Source organism: Cystobacter fuscus DSM 2262 (assembly GCF_000335475.2).
Lineage (GTDB): Bacteria > Myxococcota > Myxococcia > Myxococcales > Myxococcaceae > Cystobacter > Cystobacter fuscus.
This window is the reverse complement of sequence record NZ_ANAH02000066.1, coordinates 273,454-291,154: the sequence shown is the minus strand read 5'-3', so window position 1 is coordinate 291,154 and position 17,701 is coordinate 273,454. Positions and strand designations below refer to the sequence as shown.

The window sequence follows — 17,701 nt, the reverse complement described above, 5'->3', positions numbered from 1 at the left end:
GAAAAACCTTCAACGCCATGATCCGAACCATGATCCGAAACGTCACCTACGAGCGCATCCAGTGCCTGGGGCACAACCTGGGCATCGTCAGTTCGGGGCTGGGTTCATTCTGGCGACTCGCCAGCCGGATCATGCTGGAGGAGAGCATGGGGACCACGGGGCCCGACGGGCTGGTCCAGTTCGAGTCGGAAGCGTGGTACCCGCTCGCGGGCCATCTCCGGATGCTCGAGCGGATCCGCAAGGACTTCGGAGAAGTGGCCTTGCGGCAGGTGGGGGCCTCGATCCCGAGGTTCGCCCGGGCCATGCCCGCCGGCATCGACGTCCGCGCCGCCTTCCAGCGCCTGGACGTGATGTACCACCTCAACCATGCCGTCAACGGCCAGCCGATGTTCTCCGAGCACACGGGCCAGCTCCAGGACGGCATCGGCCACTACCTGGCGCGCCCCTTCGCCCGCCACAAGCAGATCCTCTGTGACTGCACCGGCCCCTATCCGTGTGCCTTCGACGAGGGGTTGCTGCTGGCCTTCGCGCGGTCCCATGAGCCCTCGGCCATGCTGACGCACCTCGAGCCCGGGATGTGCCGCACCCGGGGCGCCGCCCGCTGCACCTACTCCGTGGCCTGGACGTAGGGCCCCGGGCTCAGGCGGAGTCGAGCACGCGCTGCAGCTCGTCCGGCCGGGGGGCCGCGCTCATGGCCGTCTCCAGGGTGATGGCCGTCTGCTGGTAGAGCTGGCTGAGGTGCTGCTCGAAGGTCTGCATCCCGAACGGCTCACCCCCATGCTCGATGACGTCCTTGAGCTCGTGGGCGCGATCCTCGCGGATGAACTGCTCCACCTGCGGCGTCTGCACGAGGATCTCCTGCGCCACGGTGCGCCCCTTGCCATCCGCGCGGGGCAACAACCGCTGCGAGACGATCGCCTTGAGGCTGTCCGCCAGACGCATGCGCACCATCGCCTGCTCCTCGGAGGGAAACACCGACACCAGGCGGTTGATGGTGCGCGGCGCGTCCATCGTGTGCATCGAGGTGAACACCAGCCGGCCCGTCTCCGAGGCCTTGAGCGCGATGTCCACCGTCTCCATGTCGCGCATCTCGCCCACGAGGATGACGTCCGGATCCTGCCTCAGCGCGGCGCGCAGCCCGATGGCGAAGTTCTCCGTGTCCGGGCCGATCTCCCGCTGGGAGATGGAGGACTTGACGTTCTTGTGGATGAACTCGATCGGATCCTCGATGGTGAGGATGTGCAGGTTCTCCGTGCGGTTGATGTGATCGAGCATCGCCGCGAGCGTGGAGCTCTTGCCCGAGCCGGCGGCCCCGGTGACGAGCACCAGCCCCTGCTCGTTGCCGGCGATCGTCTTGAGCACCTGGGGCAGCCCCAGTCCGTCGATGGTGGGGATCTCGTCCGGGATGATGCGCAGGATGCAGGCGATGGTGCCGCGCTGGCGGTAGATGTTCACGCGAAAGCGCGCCACGCCCGGCAGGCCGTAGGAGGTGTCGTACTCCTGCAGGCTGTCGAGCTGCGTCTTGGTGAGCGGGTCGGAGATGACGTGGAGCGCCACCTGACGGGTATGATCCGGGTGGAGCTTCTCCATCTTCAAGGGCCGCAGGACCCCGTTGACCCGGTAGATGGGAGGGTCACCCGGCCGGAAATGGATATCCGAGGCGCCATTCTGCACGCCCACCGTGAGCAACTTGTTGAGGGTTGACTGATCCAAGCGAGTTGAGCTCTCCCGTTGGTCGAAGTCTAGCCACAACCCCCAGGGACCAGCCAAAATCCCGCCGAAACGAGCCCTGGGTCCCCCCACCCTCGCGCCCGCCGCCCCCCTTGCTCTTCCTGGCCCGCGAGCACGAGTCCAGGTACGAGTCCACTTCCGCCCCCCTGCTCAAGAGGAGATGAATCCTTGTTCCGGATTCGCGTCGATGAAGCCCAAGCGCTCGTGGAGTTGCAGCTGGAGGGCGTCATCCGCGAGGACGAGATGCGGCAGTTCATCGCCGAGTCGCTCGCGGCGACCCGGACGCTGACCGCCCAGGGCCGCTACATCCGGGTGCTGTCCGACATGCGCCTGCTCAAGGCCGCCTCCCCCGAGGCCGCCGAGATCCTCCGTCAGGGGCAACAGACCGCCATCGAGTCGGGCATGCGGCGGCTCGCCCAGCTCGTCGACAGCGAGCTCACCGCGCTCCAGCTCAACCGCATCGCGCGCGCCAGCGGCCTGTACCGCATGATGCGCCGCTTCCAGGACGAGCAGGAGGCGCGGCGCTGGCTCATGTCGGATGAAGAGCAGCACGACACGGCGTGACTCACGCCCCCCGCGCCCGCTCGCGCAGCACCGTGCGCTCCACCTTGCCCAACGCATTGCGTGGCAGGGCGTCGATGGCGAGGAAGCGCGCGGGGACCTTGAAGCCCGCCAGCGAGCCGCGGCACCACGAACCGAGCTCCTCGGGAAGCCCTGCGCCCGCGCGCACCACCACGAAGGCCACCGGCACCTCGCCCCAGCGCGTGTCCGGCACGCCCACCACCGCCACCTCCCGCACCGACGGATGGTCGGCCAGAACCTTCTCCACCTCGGCCGGGTAGATGTTCTCGCCGCCCCGGAGGATCAGATCCGTGCGCCGCGACAGCACCGTGAGCCGCCCCCGCGCGTCCAGCCGCCCCACGTCCTTCGTGCGCAACCAGCCGTCCCGCAGCGCCTCGTGCGTGGCCTCGGGCCGGTTCAGGTAGCCGACCATCACCGTGGGACCGCGCACCTCGATGTCCCCCTCCGCGCCCACCTCGAGGGGCTCGCCCGAGGGCCCCACGACGCGCACCTCCAGCCCCGGCAGCGCCCGGCCCGCCGTGAGCCCATCCGCCTCGTCCGGACGCTCGGTGGCCACCTGGGAACAGGCCTCCGTCAGCCCGTAGGTCTGCAGGGGACCGAGTCCGGCCGCCCTCGCCCTCGCGAGCAGGGGCGCCGGCACCGGCCCGCCGCCGATCAACGAATGGCGGAACGAGGCGGGCACCGGCCTGTCCCCGCGCGCCTCCAGCACCTGCTCCAATGTCGTGGCCACGAAGCTCGCGTGGGTGACGCCCTCCTCGTCGAGCGCCCGGTTGGTGTCGTCCACCGCGAAGCGCTCGCGCAGCACCAGACAGCCCCCGTCGTAGGCGGTGCGCGTGAGCATCGCGAGGCCCCCCACGTGGAAGAGCGGCAGCGTGCCCAGCCAGCGCGGCGCCGGGTGCGCGCCCAGGTTCGCCGCGGAGCAGCGCGCGGACGCCCGGAAGTTGCCCTCCGTGATCACCGCGCCCTTGGGCCGGCCCGTGGTGCCCGAGGTGAAGAGGATGACCCGGGGCGACGTGTCATCCAGGTCGACGCACTCGGGCGAGGGTCCGCCCACCGCGTCCGCGAAGGACTCCAGGGGCTCGGCGTCCGGGAGGCGGGCCCGGAGGGGCTCGAGCGCCAGGAGGAGCCGGGGAGCCACGTCCTCGACGAGGGGCCGCAACTCCGCCGGGGTGAGCCGCGCGTTGAAGGGGGCCAGCACCGCTCCCACCCGGCCGAGCGCGAAGAAGAGGTGCGCCAGTGCCACGTGGTTCGTCGACAGCACCCCCACGCGCTCTCCCGGCCCCACGCCGCGAGCCCGGAGCGCGGCCACCCACCGGCCCACCTCGGTGTCCATCTCCGCGTACGTCCAGTGCCGGCCCGCGAACGTGAGCGCCAGCGCGTCCGGACGCGTCCGTGCGCCGGCCCGGATGGGACATGAGCCCTTCATGAATGCACTCCCTGGCCCGGTGTCCGCGGCAGCAGGATGCGGCCCCGGAGCGGGCGGAATGGGTGGAGGTCCGGCTCGTTCTGGAACAGGTGCCCCACGCCGAGCCCCGAGGCATATCGCCCCGACGGCAACGCCGCCGCCAGATGCGCGGCGCCCGCCCGGGCGATCACCCCATCGAGCGAGCTCGTCACATAGGTGTCCACGCCCTGGCGGGCCGCCTCGCGCGCCAGAGCGAGCGTGGGCAACAGTCCTCCGAGCACCATGGGCTTGAGCACGAGCACGCGCACCGTGGGCGCGGAACTCAGGAGCTTCCGGGCGGCCCCGGGCAGCGTCAGGGACTCATCCGCCGCCAGGGGACACGGCGCCCGCGCGGCCAGCCGGCACAGGGCCTCGAGCGCCTCGGCCGCCACGGGCTGCTCGCACAGCTCGATGCCCTCCGAGCCCAACACCGCCAACGCGCGCTCCGCCTCCGGCTCCGTCCACCCGCCATTCGCGTCGATCCGCACCCGCGCCGCCCCCGCCACCCCGCGCACCGCCAACAACCGCGTGGCGTCCTCCTCCACCGGGCGGCCCGCCACCTTGAGCTTCAGCGTTTCATACCCCTCGGCCACCGCCCGCCGCGCCTCGTGCACCAGCTCCTCGGGGGACGCGGCGCCCAGCAGCGCGTTGACGTGGACCTCCGCACGCGCTCCCGACGACAGGAGCTGGCTCAGGGGAAGCCCTCGCCGTTGCGCCAGGAGATCCAGACACGCCTGCTCCAGCGCATGCCGGGCCGCGGGGTGATTCGCGGGGAAGCGCTCCTCGCCACCTTCCGCCCAGGGCCCGGGAAGAGGCGGGCCCGCCGCGTCTCGCAGCCCCGGAAGCAGCGCGGTCAACACCCGCTCGCACGCCTCCGGTGTCTCCGTGCCGAACTCCGCCAGGGGCATCGCCTCGCCCCACCCCACCCGCCCCGAGTCGTCCACCAGCCGCACCACGAAGCCCTCGCGGGCTGCGTAGACGCCCGCCGCCGTCCTCAGCGGCCGCACCATCTCCAGGCGCAACCGCTCGAGGCTCGCTTCCACGATGCGCATCGCGCCTACCTCAGGAGCAGCCCCACCGAGAACAGCAACCCGAACACGAGCTGGAGTCTCGCCGTCCCACCCAGTGCGGAGTTGAGCGGCGCGCCCTCCTGCCCGAGCACGAGCTTGAGCAGCGGCACCGCCAGGGGCGCGCTCAGCCACGCGAGCATCACCCACGGGCTCGACAGGCCCAGGCTCCACATCGCCAGGGGCGTGACGAAGGCGAGCGACAGGAGCGCCACGTACTCGGCCCGTCCCGCGCGCAGGCCCAGTCGCACCACCAGGGTGCGCTTGCCCGCCTTCACGTCCGTGGCCGCATCGCGCAGGTTGTTGACCACCAGCAGGGCCGTGCCGATCGCCCCCACCGGAATGGCGGCCCACCACGCCGCCGGCGTCACCGTCAACGCCTGCACGTAGTAGGTGCCCGGCACCGCCACCAGCCCGAAGAACACGAAGACGAACACGTCGCCGAGCCCATGGTAGGCCAGGGGAAAGGGGCCGCCCGTGTACGAGTAGCCCGCCAGCACCGACGCCAGCCCGATGGCCACGATGGGCCAGCCGCCCACCACCACCAGGTAGATGCCCGTGAGCACCGCCAGCCCGAAGCACGCGAGCGCGCTCGCCAGCACCGTGCCCGGAGCGATGAGCCCGCTCTGCGTCACCCGCTGGGGCCCCACCCGCTCCGCCGTGTCCGCGCCCTTCTTGAAGTCGAAGTAGTCGTTCGTCAGGTTGGTGCCCACCTGGATGAACATCGAGCCCACGAGCGCCGCCAGCGCGGGCATCCACCGGCCCACACCCAGTCCATACGCGAGCGCCGTGCCCACCATCACCGGCACCAGCGCCGCCGTGAGCGTCTTGGGCCGGGCGGCCATCAACCACGTCTTCAAGGTGGGGCGAGGCGCCTGCACCGCGGGAGCAATCGCGTTCATGGGGTGGGCTGGGACTTCTTGGACAGGGAGGGCTCCACGGTGGCGATCGGCGCCGGGCTCGCATCGGCCCCCGTGCTCTCGAACTCGGGGGACTCGTACCAGGGCGTGCGGATGAAGGAGAGCACCTCCTGGGCGAACTCCTCGGGCACTTCCAGGTGCGGCGCGTGGGTGCACCCCTCGAACGCGCGGCGGTAGACCACCGGCAGCTCCTCCGCCATCCGCCGCGCCGTCAGGGTGAACTTCTCGTCCAGCGCGCCCGTGAGCAGCAGCGTGGGCAGCCGCTGGCGTTGCAGCTCCGGCCAGTAGTCCGGCTGCACGCCCAGGCCCAGGCACTCCAGCGCCCCAGCCAACCCCTCGGCCGTGTTCGCCAGCCGACGGGCCCGCAGGGCCACGCGCATCTCCTCGGGCAGGCGCTGCAACCCCGCGAACAGCGGCAGCGACTCCCAGTAGTCCATGAACGCCGTGAGCCCCTTCTGCCGCAGGAAGAGCGCCAGCTCACTGTCCTTCACCCGCCGCTCCGTGCGGTGCTGCCGGCGGTGCAGCCCCGGCGAGCCGCTCTCCATGATGAGCCGCGTGAAGCGCTCGGGCCGGCGCATCACCGCCGCCAGGGCGAAGCGCGCCCCCTGCGAGTAGCCCAGCAGGTTCGTCCGCGCCACGTTCAGCTCGTCGAGCACCGCGTAGAGCGCGTCGAGCGTCTCCAGGAAGCCCTCGCGTCCGGGGCGCGTGGGCAGCGGCGTCTGCCCGTGCCCCGGCAGCTCCACCACGATGGCCTTGACGTGCGGGCTCCAAGAGGAACGCAGGTGATCGAACGACGTGCGGTTCCCCGTGAACCCGTGCACGAGGAGAAGGGGGTGCGCCCCCTCTCCCCACGTCTCATACGCCAGCTTCAGAGCCATGGGCCCTCTCCCAGTGCGGCGGCCATCCTCGCGAACAGCTGCCGGTGCGACTCCACGTTCCTCGCGCGATCCCTCACCTGGACCTCGATGAGGTTCAACCCGCCCTTGAGCCCCTCGGCCACCGCCGAGCGCAGCGCCGCGGGCGACTCCACCCGCCGGTAGCGCGCCTGGTAGAGCGCGGCGGCGTGCGAGAAGTCCATGCCGTGGGGGGTGCCCCACAGGGCCTCGTAGTGCGCGCGCGCGCCCTCGGCCTGGGCGATGGGCAGGAAGGAGAAGATGCCTCCCCCATCGTTGTTCACCACCACCACCGTCAGGGGCACGGCGTTGCGGCGCGCCAGCAGCAGGCCGCCCATGTCGTGCAGCAGGGCCAGGTCTCCCGTGAGCAACACCGTGGGCCGCCCCGAGGCCGCCGCCATCCCGAGCGCGCTCGAGACGATGCCGTCGATGCCATTGGCGCCCCGGTTGGCCAGCACCCGGAGACGGCGACCCGCCGAGGGCGCGAACGCATCCACGTCCCGGATGGGCATGCTGCTGGACACGAAGAGGTTCGCCCCGTCCGGCAACACCGCCACCACCTCATGGGCGAGCCGCATCTCCGAGAGCGTCGCGTCCTCCGAGAAGGCCGACTCCAGCGCCGCCCGGCACCACTGCTCGGCCCACAGGAAGCCGCGCGCCCAGGGACCCAGTCCTCGCGACAACCCCTTGCCGAGCGACTCGCACGCCGCCACCGCCGAGCCCTCCACCACGCGCGCGGAGCGGTGCGAGGGATCGAACAGCGCGCCCTCGTCACTGAAGAGCACCACCTCCGCGTCCGAGCTGTCGAGCCACGCCTGGGGCGCCTTGGGCGTGAGCCCGCCGCCAAAGCGCAGCACCAGCTCCGGCCGGTGGGCGCGCGCGAAGGGCTCGTGCCGCAACATCGCGTCGTAGAGCGACAGCGTGAGGGGCCCCCCTCCATAGCGAGCCTGCGACGTGGCCTCGGCCAGCACCGGATAGCCCGTGGCCTCGGCCAGCGAGGCGATGGCCTCCGCGAAGCCGTCGTTCTCGTCCCGGGGGCCGCAGACGATGACGCCCCGCTCGGTGGCGGCCGCGCGCGCGCGCACCGCCGCCAGCGTCAGTGGATCGGGCTGGCGCACCGGCGGGCTGATGCGCGTGAGCGGTGCGCCCGGCCGCCCCTCCCGGGCGAGCGGGGACAGGTGCGTCGCGGCGGAATCACCGGGAACGGGCGCCAGGGGCTCGCGAAACGGCACGTTGAGGTGCACCGCGCCCCGGGGCGCACGCACGGCCACGCCCACCGCCCGGGCCACCGTGGCGCGCAGGTGCACGAGCGCCACGTCCTCCGACTCCGGCAGACCCACGTCCGCGAACAGCCGGGAGAACTCCCCGAACATGCGCGCCTGGGGCACCGTCTGGGGCGCTCCCCAGCCCTGCAACTCCAGGGGCCGGTCCGCGGTGAGCACCACCAGCGGCACCTGCGACATGAAGGCCTCGATGATCGCCGGATAGAAGTGCGCGCCCGCCGTGCCGCTCGTGGCCACCAGCACCACCGGCACGCGCGACTGCTTGGCCATGCCCAGGGCGAAGAAGCCCGCGCTGCGCTCGTCGATGACGGACCAGGTGCGCAGACCCTCGGCCATGGCGCACGCGTGCGCCAGCGGAGAGGAGCGCGAGCCCGGACACACCACGGCGTGCCTCACCCCGCCCCGCACCAGCTCCTCCACGAGGGCCCGGGCCCAGAGTTGATTCACGTGGGCGTCAAACATGTCCGCCTCCGAGCGCCCGCAGCATCGCCAGTCCCTTCATCTCCGTCTCGTGCCACTCCGCCTCGGCGCGCGAGCCCGCCACGATACCAGCCCCCACGAAAAGCCGTGCCTGGCGGGCCTTCACCCGGGCCGAGCGCAGCGCGACCACCTGGTGGGCCCGCCCGGGACCCACCCAACCAACCGGCCCCGTGTACCAGCCCCGGTCCAGCGACTCGTGCGCGGCGATGAACTCCAGGGCGAGCGCCTGGGGCGTGCCGCCCACCGCGGGCGTGGGTTGCAGGGCCGCCACCAGCTCGGCCACTCCCACTCCCTCGCGCAGCGTGGCGCGGATGCCCGTGCGCAGGTGCACCACGTTCTTCAAGGGCAACAACGCGGGCTCCCGGTCCGACTCGATCCGCTCGGCCAGGGGCTGGAGCGTCTCGAGGATGTAGCGCACCACCGCCTGGTGCTCCCGCTGATCCTTGTCGCTCGACTCCAGCTCTCCGGAGCGCGCGGGAGCGGCGGAGCCGGCGAGCGCCTCTGTCTCCAGCTGGCGACCCTCCAGCCGACAGAGCGTTTCCGGCGTGGCGCCCAGGAAGGCCGTGCCCTCCGGAGCCTGGAAGAGGAAGGTGGCACAGCGCGGGTTCTGCTCGCGCAGCCGCGCCAGCGTGTCCACCCGGTCGAAGTCGTGCTCGGCCTCCACCTCCACCGCCCGCGCCAGCACCACCTTGAGCAGGTTGCCCGCGCGGATGGCCTCCACCGCGCGCTCCACCCGCGCCTCGAAGTCCGGCCGGGGCGAGGACACACGCAGCGTCTGGGGCGTGCCCCGCGGATGCCGGTAGCTGGAGGGAAAAACCGAGCCCATGCGCGACAGCCGCGAGCGCACCCGATCCTCGGCTCCGGGCCCCTCGGGCGCGAAAACCGCCAACGCGAGCCCCTTCTCCGTGCGCCACACCAACGTCTCGGGCAGCGTCCACCGGCCGAAGCCGAACGGACTCCACCCCGCGTCCTGCCCGCTCGCCGAGAAGCGCATGCCCCCGAACCAGGGCCCGGGAAGCTCGGGGGGCGGCGCCTCCAGCCAGCGCACCGAGTCCGGTGCCGACAGCTCCTTCAACACCGCCTGGGCCCCCGCCGCGTTCGTGGCCTCCCTCGCGCCCGCCTCGCCCCAGCCCGCCGCCGCCTCGCGCACGAGCGGCCGCTCCCAGTACACGGACGGCTCTCCGAACGCTTCCGCTCCGGCGAGCGGATCCACCGCGGGCAGGGGGATCCACCCCGCCACCCAACGGCTCGCGTCAGTGGATCCGAGTGTCGTCATCAGCCGTCCTCATGCGTCCCGCCACCGTCCCGCGCCACCGCGCGCGCCACAACCTCTTGTTGTCCTGTCCGCGCGTTGGGCTATACAAGCAATACGGGGTTCAAAACAACGTGAACTCCACCGGCGACCCGGCGGTGCACGCGGGTGCCTCTCCCCAGGCGAGGGCTCGAATGAGCACCGAAGTACGTCAGATGTTCTCCTCCATCGCCACGCGTTATGACGTGACGAACGAGGTGTTGTCGCTCGGCATCCACCGCCTGTGGCGGCGCAAGGCGGTGCGGCTGAGCGGCGCGAAGCCCGGAGATGCCGTGCTCGACTGCGCCACCGGCACCGGAGACCTGGCGCTGGCCTTCAAGCGCCAGGTGGGCGAGGCGGGGCGTGTGATGGGCACCGACTTCTGCAAGGAGATGCTGGACAGCGCTCCGGCCAAGGCCGAGCGCGAGGGGCTGCGCGTGGAGTTCCAGGTCGCCGACGCCATGGCCCTGCCCTTCGCGGACAACAGCTTCGACGTGGCCTCCATCGCCTTTGGCATCCGCAACGTGGATGATCCGGTGAAGTGCCTGAGCGAGATGGCCCGGGTGGTACGCCCCGGAGGCCGGGTGGTGGTGCTGGAGTTCGGCCAGCCCACGGGCTTCTTCGGCGCCCTGTTCCGCTTCTACAGCAAGGTCGTCATGCCGCGCGTGGGCGGGCTGCTCACCGGCAACCGGGCCGCCTACGAGTACCTGCCGCGCACCTCCGCCGCTTTCCCGGCGGGCGAAAGATTCCTGGGCCTTATGGAGCAGTCCGGCGGCTATAAGGAAAGAGTGGCCCATCCCCTGACGTTCGGGACATCCTACGTCTATGTCGGTACCGTCCGCTGAGCAGCGGAAACACCTCATCGAAAGAATCCTCGGGTCCGTGGACCCGAGGCTGTCCGACTCGATTCGCGAGGAGTTCGCCCGGCTCGCGCCCGGCACGCCGCCTCCCGCGTCGAAGACGATCGTGATCGGCGGACACCGGGCCGCGGGCAAGACGCGGCTGCTGCCCCTGGTGAGCGCGCTGACCGGCAGGCCCGGGATGGATCTGGACGTCGAGTTGGAGAAGCGCTCGGGCCGCTCTCTGCGCGACTGGGTGGCCACGGACACCGACGGCTTCCGCCGGGCCGAGCGCGACCTGTTCCTGTCCCTGCCCGCCGGAGGGCTCGTGGCGGTGGGGGGCGGCTTCCTGTCCCACCATCCAGAGGCCCTGCGGGACTGCCACACCCTGCTGGTGCCCATCACCTTCGAGACCTACCGCGAGCGCCTGCTCAAGGACACGCGCCGGCCGCGGCTGAGCCCGGGCGTGAGCCTCGAGGAGGAGTTGAGCGCCATCTACCAGCAGCGCGAGCTGCTCCACGCCCGCGTCACCACGGTGGGCATCGCCGCGTTCCTGCGAGCCTTCGCCGACCCGGAGAATCCCCGATGAAGTCCGCGCGCCTCGTCGTCACCCTGCCCCCGGTCCTGCGAGGCCCCGACGCCCTGCGCTTCGCCACCGAGGCCCGGAGCCAGGGCGCGGACATGTTGGAGGTGCGCACGGACCTGCACCCGGCCGACGCGGTGGACGCCGCGGCCCTCGCGCGCATCCTGGAGTTGCTCGTGTCCGAGCGCGGAGTGCCCCTGCCGCCCGCGTGGGTGGCCGCCGCGCGCTGGGTGGATCGCGACGTGGTCCACGCGGGCGCGCTGGACGCTCCGGCGGGCAAGCTGCTCGCCTCGCACCATGCCGATCGCCCCCTGAGCACCGACGAGGCGCTGCGCCTGTGGGAAGGGCCCCTGCCGGAGGGCGCCCTGGTGAAGCATGTCGAGCCGCTCGGCGAGCCCTCCGCGGCGCGGATCGCCGTGCTGCTCGAGACCCAGGCGAGGCTGAGCGAGCGCTTCGGCGCGGAGCGGGTGACGGTGCTCACGATGGGACCGGTCGCGCTTCCCGTGCGAGCGGTGCTCTCCCGGCGCAACCAGCTCGAATACGTGGCCATTGGGGGCGACTGGAAGGCGGCGCCGGGACAGCGGCTGCTCGCGGACGCGGCGCGCGAGGCCCGTGCCGCCGCTCGCGAGGGACGGCTGGGCATCCTCGGCACGTCCATCTCCCACTCGCGCTCGCCCCGCATCCACCCCCAGCCCTTCGATCGCATCGACCTGGCCGAGGACGCGCCCGTCGAGGCGCTCGTGGACGCGCTGCTGCCCCACTACCGGGGCTTCGCCATCACCAGTCCCTTCAAGCCGCGCCTCGCCCGGCACACCGGCGCGTCGATCGACGCCATCAACACGCTCGTGCGCCGCGGGGACCATTGGGAGTCCTTCAACACCGACACCGAGGGCGCCCGCACGGTGCTCGAGCGGCTCGGTGGAGGGGATCTCTTCGTGCTCGGAGATGGAGGGGTGGGTGCCGCGTTGCGCGCCGCCGCCTCCGAGCGCGACCACCTGCGCTTCCTGCGCCGCGCCTCCATCTCCGAGCCCCTCAAGGGCACGGGCATCTGGACGTGGCCGGATCGCATCACGCCCCCGGAGACCCTGCGCTTCGAGGGAGCCCGCGTCGCCGTCATCGCCTACGGCGCCCCGGCCCGTCGCATCGCCACCGAGATCACCCGCCGCGGGGGAGTTCCCCTGCTCCTCGGCGCGGCGTGGTTCATTGCCCAGGCCCGCCGGCAGCGAGCCCTCTGGGAGACCGCCACATGAACACCTTTGGTACCTTGTTCCGCCTCACCACCTTCGGTGAGAGCCACGGCCCGGCCCTGGGCTCCATCATCGATGGCTGCCCCGCGGGCGTGCCCCTGGAGACGGCGCGCATCCAGGCCGCGCTCGATCGCCGCCGGCCCGGCCAATCCACCATCACCACCGCCCGCTCCGAGCCGGATCAGGTGGAGATCCTCTCCGGCGTCTTCGAGGGCAAGACGCTCGGTACGCCCATCGCGGCCATCGTGCGCAACACCAACCAGCGCTCGGGGGACTACGACAAGCTCAAGGCGGAGGATCGCCCCGGCCACGCGGATGCCGTGTGGCGCGAGCGCTTCAAGCACCGGGATCACCGCGGCGGCGGACGCACCAGTGGCCGCGAGACGCTCTGCCGGGTCATCGGTGGCACCATCGCCGAGGCGTACCTCGAGCGGCAGTTCCCGAAGGTGTCCACGGTGGCGTGGGTGTCGCAGGTGGGAGACCTGGTGAGCGCGGTGCCGGAGCTGGGCCTCACGCGCGCCAGGGTGGACGAGCACCCCACGCGCTGCCCGGATGCGGTGGTGCGCGAGGAGATGTCGCGGCGCATCCTCGTCGCCAAGGAGGCGGGAGACAGCCTGGGCGGCAGCATCGACGTGCGCGTCGAGGGCCTGCCCGTGGGCCTGGGCGAGCCCATCTTCGGCAAGATCAAGGCGCTGCTCGCGCAGGCGCTGGGCAGCGTGGGCGCCGTCACCGGCGTCGTCTGGGGGCCGCCGGATCTGCTCGAGCGCATCGCGCAGCCCGGCCTCCAGTTCCACGCGCGCAAGGACACCTACGGCGGCATCCAGGGAGGCCTCACCAACGGCGAGCCCCTGTTGCTGCGCGTCTACTTCAAGCCCCCCGCCACGCTCGCGGACCATGCGAAGGGCGGACGCCATGATCCCTGCATCATGCCCCGCGCCGTCCCCGTCCTGGAGGCCATGGTGTCGCTCGTCCTGGCCGATCTCGCCCTGCAGTACAACGCCTGGCCCCACTCGACATGACCTCTCTTCCTCCTGGCGCCTATACCCATCTTCCCCCGGGCGCCTACCGCCCCGCGAATGATCGCTGGGGCGCCTTCTCGCGCGTGAGCGTCACCCTGCCCGAGGGCAGCCTCGTCGTCGTGGACAAGCGCGTGGCGAAGCTGCACCCCACCCTCCTGGGCGCGCTCCAGGCGCGCCGCCCCCACGCCATCCTCCAACTCATTGGAGGCGAGCGGGCCAAGTCCTTCGAGTCCCTGGAGCAGGTGCTCTCCGCGGGCCTCATGCTGCCGCGCTCGGGCACGCTCGTGGCCATCGGCGGGGGAACCATCGGCGACGTGTGCACCATGGCCGCGCACCTGCTCAAGCGCGGCGTGCGGCTGGTGCAGGTGCCCACCACGCTGCTCGCGGCGGTGGACAGCAGCCTCGGCGGCAAGGGCGCGGTGGACGTCACCGTGAACGGGCGCGTGGTGAAGAACCCCGTGGGCGTCTTCCACTACGCCGAGGAGACGTGGCTGTGTCCGGAGCTCTTCGAGAGCCTCTCGGACACGCAGCGGCGCGAGGGCGCGCTCGAGGCGTGGAAGATGGTGGCGAGCCTCGACGCCCAGCTCTTCCAGGGCTACACGCGCCGGCCGCCCTCGCTCGAGCGCCTGGTGAAGGACGCGCGGCGCCTCAAGGAAACCGTGTGCGCGCAGGACCCGTACGAGCAGCAGGGCCTGCGGCGGGTGCTCAACTTCGGTCACACCTTCGGCCACGTGCTCGAGAGCGTGTCACACTTCAAGCTGTCGCACGGGGACGCGGTGGGCCTGGGCATGTTGTGCGCGCTCGACGTGGGGCGCGCCGTGGGCGTGACGCCCGACAAGGTGGCCGCGCGCGTGGAGACGGCGCTGGAGAAGGGGCCGGGGGTGCTCGGCCGCAAGCGAGCGGCGGCGCTGCTCAAGCGCGCGGCGCTCGAGGACATCGAGGTGCTGCTGGCCGCGGACAAGAAGTCCGGCGCGGCGGGAGAGCTGCGCATGGTGTTGCTCACCGATATTGGCGTCGCCGAGGTGCGCGACGTCTCCGCGTCCGAGTGGCGCGCGCTCTGGCCCGCCTGGACGAAGGGAGTCCGCCCATGACGAGTTCATCCCAGACCCGGCTGCACGTCGACCCGAGCCGGCTCACCTCCGCCGTCCTCACGCCGCCCATCTCCAAGTCGGACGCCCAACGGGCCCTGGTGCTCGCGCACCTCACCGGAGCCTGGCCCCTGCCGGATCTCCAACGCGAGCCCGAGCACTTCCTCCCCGCGGACGTGCGCGTGCTGCGCCGGGGCATCGAGGCCCTGCGCCTGCCACCCGGCACCGTGCGGGACGTGGACTGCGCGGACGGCGGCGCCCCCTTCCGCATCCTCGTCACCCAGGCCGCGGTGACGCCCGGCGCCCATGTGCGCCTCACGGGCACGCCCCGCCTGGGCGAGCGGCCCCACGGCCCGCTCTTCGAGTCCCTGCGCGAGGCGCTCGGTGGTTCGGGGCTCGTGCTCACCGAGGGCAAACCGTGGCCCGTGGAGATCCGCGCCCCGGAGCGCACCGGCGAGCCCGTCTTCCGCGTCCCCGGCGATCAGAGCAGCCAGTACGCCTCCAGCCTGCTGCTCGGCTGCGCGGCGCTGTTCCTGCGTGAGCGCCGTCCCTGGCGGGTGGAGATCACCGGCACGCTCACCAGCGCGGGCTACCTGGAGCTGACCGTGTCCTGGCTGCGCCGCTTCGGCTTCACGGTGGACGAGCGGGACGGCCGCTTCGAGGTGGCGGACTACCGCGCCCCCGAGCGCACCCCGGCCATGCCGGGTGACTGGTCCTCGCTCGGCTACCTGCTGCTGCTCGCCTGGCGCACGGGCGGGAGCGTGGAGCGCGCGGACCTGGGCAGCGCGCACCCGGATCAGGCGCTGGTGCGGCTGGTGGAGCGCGCGGGACTGCGCGCCGAGCCCGGTCCCAACGCCACCCTGCGCCTGGTGGGCGAGGCCCGTGACGGGCTCGTGGCCTCGGGCAAGGAGTGCCCGGACCTCTTGCCCACCCTGGCCGCGCTCGCGTGCGTGCTGCCACGTTCCTCCACTCTCACCGACGTGGGCATCCTCCGGGTCAAGGAGAGCGATCGGCTGGAGGGCATCCTCACGCTGGTGGAGGCTGTTGGCGGGAAGACGGTTCTGGAGGGCGAGACGCTCACGATCCATCCTCCCCCCACCCCACCCCGCCACTTCGCCATGGACAGCCGGGGAGACCACCGCATGGCCATGGTGTCCGCGACGCTCTCCGCCCTCTCGGGAGCGGCCCTGACGCTCACCGGCCCCGAGTGCGTGGAGAAGAGCTTCCCCGGCTTCTGGCAACAGCTGGAACGCACGGGAGCCCGGCTCACCTGAGACCACCGGGGCCCGGAGGGACACGCGGCCTCTCCGGGCGCCGCTCTTTTTTGTTGAAAGCTCTCCGCCGCCTGTGATAAGTCCTCCCATGCCAAAGGATACGCTGACCATCACGGACAACCGGACCGGGAAGACGTACGAGGTCCCGATCGAGAACGGATGCATTCGGACCAACGGCCTCAGGCAGATCAAGGTCTCTGAAGATGACTTCGGTCTGATGGGGTATGACCCAGCGTTCCTGAATACGGCCAACTGCAAGAGCGCCATCACCTTCATCGACGGTGACAAGGGCATCTTGGAGTACCGGGGCTACCCCATCGAGCAGCTCGCGGAGCGCTCCTCCTTCCTCGAAGTCGCCTACCTGCTGCTCAACGGCGAGCTGCCCAACGAGAAGCAGATCGACGAGTTCAAGTACCTCGTCACGCACCACACCTACGTGCACGAGAACATCAAGACGTTCATGGACGGGTTCCGCTACGACGCGCACCCCATGTCCATGCTGTCCTCCACGGTGGCCGCGCTCTCGGGCTTCTACCCGGACGCCAAGCACACCAAGGACGAGCGCAGCCGCCGCATCCAGATGACCCGGCTCATCGCCAAGATGCCGACGCTGGCCGCCTTCTCCTACCGCCACAGCATGGGCCTGCCCTACGTCTACCCGGACAACGATCTGTCCTACGTGGGCAACTTCCTGGCGATGGTCCGCAAGATCGGCACCACCACCTACAAGGTGCACCCCACCCTGGAGAAGGCGCTCGACGTCCTCTTCATCCTCCACGCCGACCACGAGCAGAACTGCTCCACCACGTCCGTGCGCACCGTGGGCTCCTCCGAGGTGGATCCCTTCAGCGCGGTGGCCTCGGGCATCGCGGCGCTCTACGGCCCGCTGCACGGCGGCGCCAACGAGGCCGTGCTGCGCATGCTGCGCGAGATCGGCCACGTCTCCAAGGTCCCCGAGTTCATCAAGTCGGTGAAGGGCGGCGAGGGCGGCTCCAAGCTCATGGGCTTCGGCCACCGCGTCTACAAGTCCTATGATCCGCGCGCCAAGGTCATCAAGCGCGTGGCGGACGAGGTCTTCGAGATCACCGGCAAGAACCCGCTGCTGGAGATCGCCGTGGAGCTCGAGCGCATCGCCCTGCAGGACGAGTACTTCGTCAAGCGCAAGCTCTACCCGAACGTGGACTTCTACTCGGGCCTCATCTACGAGGCCATGGGCTTCCCGGTGGAGATGTTCCCCGTGCTCTTCGCCATTCCGCGCACCGTGGGTTGGGTGACCCAGTGGGAGGAGATGGTGAAGGATTCCGAGCAGAAGATCGCCCGTCCGCGTCAGATCTACACGGGCTCCAAGCGCCGCGACTACGTGCCCATGAGCGAGCGCAGCCAGAAGTAGCCGCGCCCCCGCGCCACGCGCGCGTCCCCAGAGGGTCGAGCAGAGAGTCCTTCCGGATTCTCCGCCTCGGCCCTCTCGGCGTTTCCGGGGTCACGGAAAGCCATACGGCGCGTACCACGGGCGTTGACAGGTCACGTCCCCGTGGATATTCCGCGCCTCGAACATGACGATCGATCTCACCTGCCAGAAGTGCGAGGGCACCTTCGAGCTGGCCGCTCAGGATCTCATCGAGGGGACGGAGAAGCTGGTGTGTCCCCATTGCGGCCAGAAGTCCCCGACGAACATCCAGGAGGACTTCGTCGCGGCGCTCTCCGAGATGCGGACCCAGGTGGCCGCGTTGAGCAAGCGCTTCGCCGTTTCCCTCGCCCTGGAGACCGAGGATCTCGAGGACGAACTCGACGACGACGAGGAGTCCGACGAGGACGAGGAAGCCGACGACGAAGAACTCGACTTCGACGAGGACGAGGACGAGGAGTCCGACGACGAGGATTACGACGAGGGCGAGGACGAGCGCTGAGGCTCGCCTGTCCAGCTCCCCCTGGCGGATGAAGGGGGGAGCACGGGGCGATT

The 17,701-nt window shown here is 71.2% G+C and carries 17 protein-coding genes; 10 read left to right on the top strand and 7 right to left on the bottom strand.

The window, feature by feature from the left end:
- The first annotated feature begins 29 nt into the window (after nt 1–29).
- Nucleotides 30–629: a hypothetical protein gene (locus D187_RS41790; RefSeq protein WP_002625315.1), complete on the top strand. Its 600-nt coding sequence runs from the start codon at nt 30–32 to the stop codon at nt 627–629.
- A 10-nt stretch (nt 630–639) separates the two neighbouring features.
- Here D187_RS41790 and D187_RS41785 read toward each other — a convergent pair whose 3' ends face one another.
- Complete coding sequence (locus D187_RS41785) at nt 640–1,713, bottom strand: type IV pilus twitching motility protein PilT (RefSeq protein WP_002625316.1); 1,074 nt, start codon at nt 1,711–1,713, stop codon at nt 640–642.
- Between the two features lie 186 nt (nt 1,714–1,899).
- Here D187_RS41785 and D187_RS41780 point away from each other — a divergent pair, with 186 nt between their 5' ends.
- On the top strand, nt 1,900–2,295 hold the full coding sequence (locus D187_RS41780) for an STAS/SEC14 domain-containing protein (RefSeq protein ID WP_002625317.1): 396 nt from the start codon (nt 1,900–1,902) through the stop codon (nt 2,293–2,295).
- A gap of 1 nt (nt 2,296) precedes the next feature.
- Here the strand turns inward: D187_RS41780 and menE are convergent, their stop codons facing one another.
- Genes menE through D187_RS41750 form a run of 6 tightly spaced genes read right to left on the bottom strand, consistent with a single transcriptional unit; the run spans nt 2,297 to nt 9,676 of the window.
- Entirely contained in the window at nt 2,297–3,739 is a 1,443-nt protein-coding gene (gene menE / locus D187_RS41775) for an o-succinylbenzoate--CoA ligase (protein WP_002625318.1), read from the bottom strand.
- Complete coding sequence (locus D187_RS41770; protein ID WP_002625319.1) at nt 3,736–4,809, bottom strand: mandelate racemase/muconate lactonizing enzyme family protein; 1,074 nt, start codon at nt 4,807–4,809, stop codon at nt 3,736–3,738. Before D187_RS41770 ends, menE begins: the two co-directional genes overlap by 4 nt.
- Nucleotides 4,810–4,814: 5 nt before the next feature.
- Nucleotides 4,815–5,726 carry a 1,4-dihydroxy-2-naphthoate polyprenyltransferase gene (locus D187_RS41765; RefSeq protein ID WP_002625320.1) on the bottom strand — a complete coding sequence of 304 codons (912 nt, stop codon included), beginning with the start codon at nt 5,724–5,726 and terminating at the stop codon, nt 4,815–4,817.
- Nucleotides 5,723–6,622, bottom strand: a complete 900-nt coding sequence (gene menH / locus D187_RS41760) for a 2-succinyl-6-hydroxy-2,4-cyclohexadiene-1-carboxylate synthase (RefSeq protein ID WP_002625321.1) — start codon at nt 6,620–6,622, stop codon at nt 5,723–5,725. Before menH ends, D187_RS41765 begins: the two co-directional genes overlap by 4 nt.
- Nucleotides 6,613–8,382, bottom strand: a complete 1,770-nt coding sequence (gene menD, locus D187_RS41755) for a 2-succinyl-5-enolpyruvyl-6-hydroxy-3-cyclohexene-1-carboxylic-acid synthase (protein WP_002625322.1) — start codon at nt 8,380–8,382, stop codon at nt 6,613–6,615. Before menD ends, menH begins: the two co-directional genes overlap by 10 nt.
- Nucleotides 8,375–9,676 (bottom strand): isochorismate synthase, encoded by a 1,302-nt coding sequence (locus D187_RS41750; RefSeq protein ID WP_002625323.1) that lies wholly within the window; start codon nt 9,674–9,676, stop codon nt 8,375–8,377. The genes menD and D187_RS41750 overlap by 8 nt, the downstream gene beginning before the upstream one ends.
- Before the next feature lie 170 nt (nt 9,677–9,846).
- On the opposite strand from D187_RS41750, the gene ubiE reads away from it, so the two are divergent.
- The 8 genes from ubiE (at nt 9,847) to D187_RS41710 (ending at nt 17,648) form a co-directional block, all read left to right on the top strand.
- Nucleotides 9,847–10,536, top strand: coding sequence for a bifunctional demethylmenaquinone methyltransferase/2-methoxy-6-polyprenyl-1,4-benzoquinol methylase UbiE (ubiE, locus tag D187_RS41745; protein WP_043434235.1), 690 nt, complete (start codon nt 9,847–9,849; stop codon nt 10,534–10,536).
- Between the two features lie 37 nt (nt 10,537–10,573).
- The gene (locus D187_RS41740) at nt 10,574–11,119 is read left to right on the top strand and encodes a shikimate kinase (protein ID WP_020918645.1); all 546 of its coding nucleotides are present in this window, start codon (nt 10,574–10,576) and stop codon (nt 11,117–11,119) included.
- Complete coding sequence (locus D187_RS41735) at nt 11,116–12,363, top strand: hypothetical protein (protein WP_002625326.1); 1,248 nt, start codon at nt 11,116–11,118, stop codon at nt 12,361–12,363. Before D187_RS41740 ends, D187_RS41735 begins: the two co-directional genes overlap by 4 nt.
- Complete coding sequence (gene aroC / locus D187_RS41730; RefSeq protein ID WP_002625327.1) at nt 12,360–13,379, top strand: chorismate synthase; 1,020 nt, start codon at nt 12,360–12,362, stop codon at nt 13,377–13,379. Before D187_RS41735 ends, aroC begins: the two co-directional genes overlap by 4 nt.
- Nucleotides 13,376–14,470, top strand: a complete 1,095-nt coding sequence (locus tag D187_RS41725) for a 3-dehydroquinate synthase (RefSeq protein ID WP_002625328.1) — start codon at nt 13,376–13,378, stop codon at nt 14,468–14,470. Before aroC ends, D187_RS41725 begins: the two co-directional genes overlap by 4 nt.
- The gene (locus D187_RS41720) at nt 14,467–15,741 is read left to right on the top strand and encodes a 3-phosphoshikimate 1-carboxyvinyltransferase (RefSeq protein ID WP_002625329.1); all 1,275 of its coding nucleotides are present in this window, start codon (nt 14,467–14,469) and stop codon (nt 15,739–15,741) included. Before D187_RS41725 ends, D187_RS41720 begins: the two co-directional genes overlap by 4 nt.
- 88 nt (nt 15,742–15,829) lie before the next feature.
- On the top strand, nt 15,830–17,131 hold the full coding sequence (locus D187_RS41715) for a citrate synthase (RefSeq protein ID WP_002625330.1): 1,302 nt from the start codon (nt 15,830–15,832) through the stop codon (nt 17,129–17,131).
- Nucleotides 17,132–17,294: 163 nt separating this feature from the next.
- Nucleotides 17,295–17,648, top strand: coding sequence for a hypothetical protein (locus D187_RS41710; protein ID WP_002625331.1), 354 nt, complete (start codon nt 17,295–17,297; stop codon nt 17,646–17,648).
- The last annotated feature ends 53 nt before the right edge of the window (nt 17,649–17,701 follow it).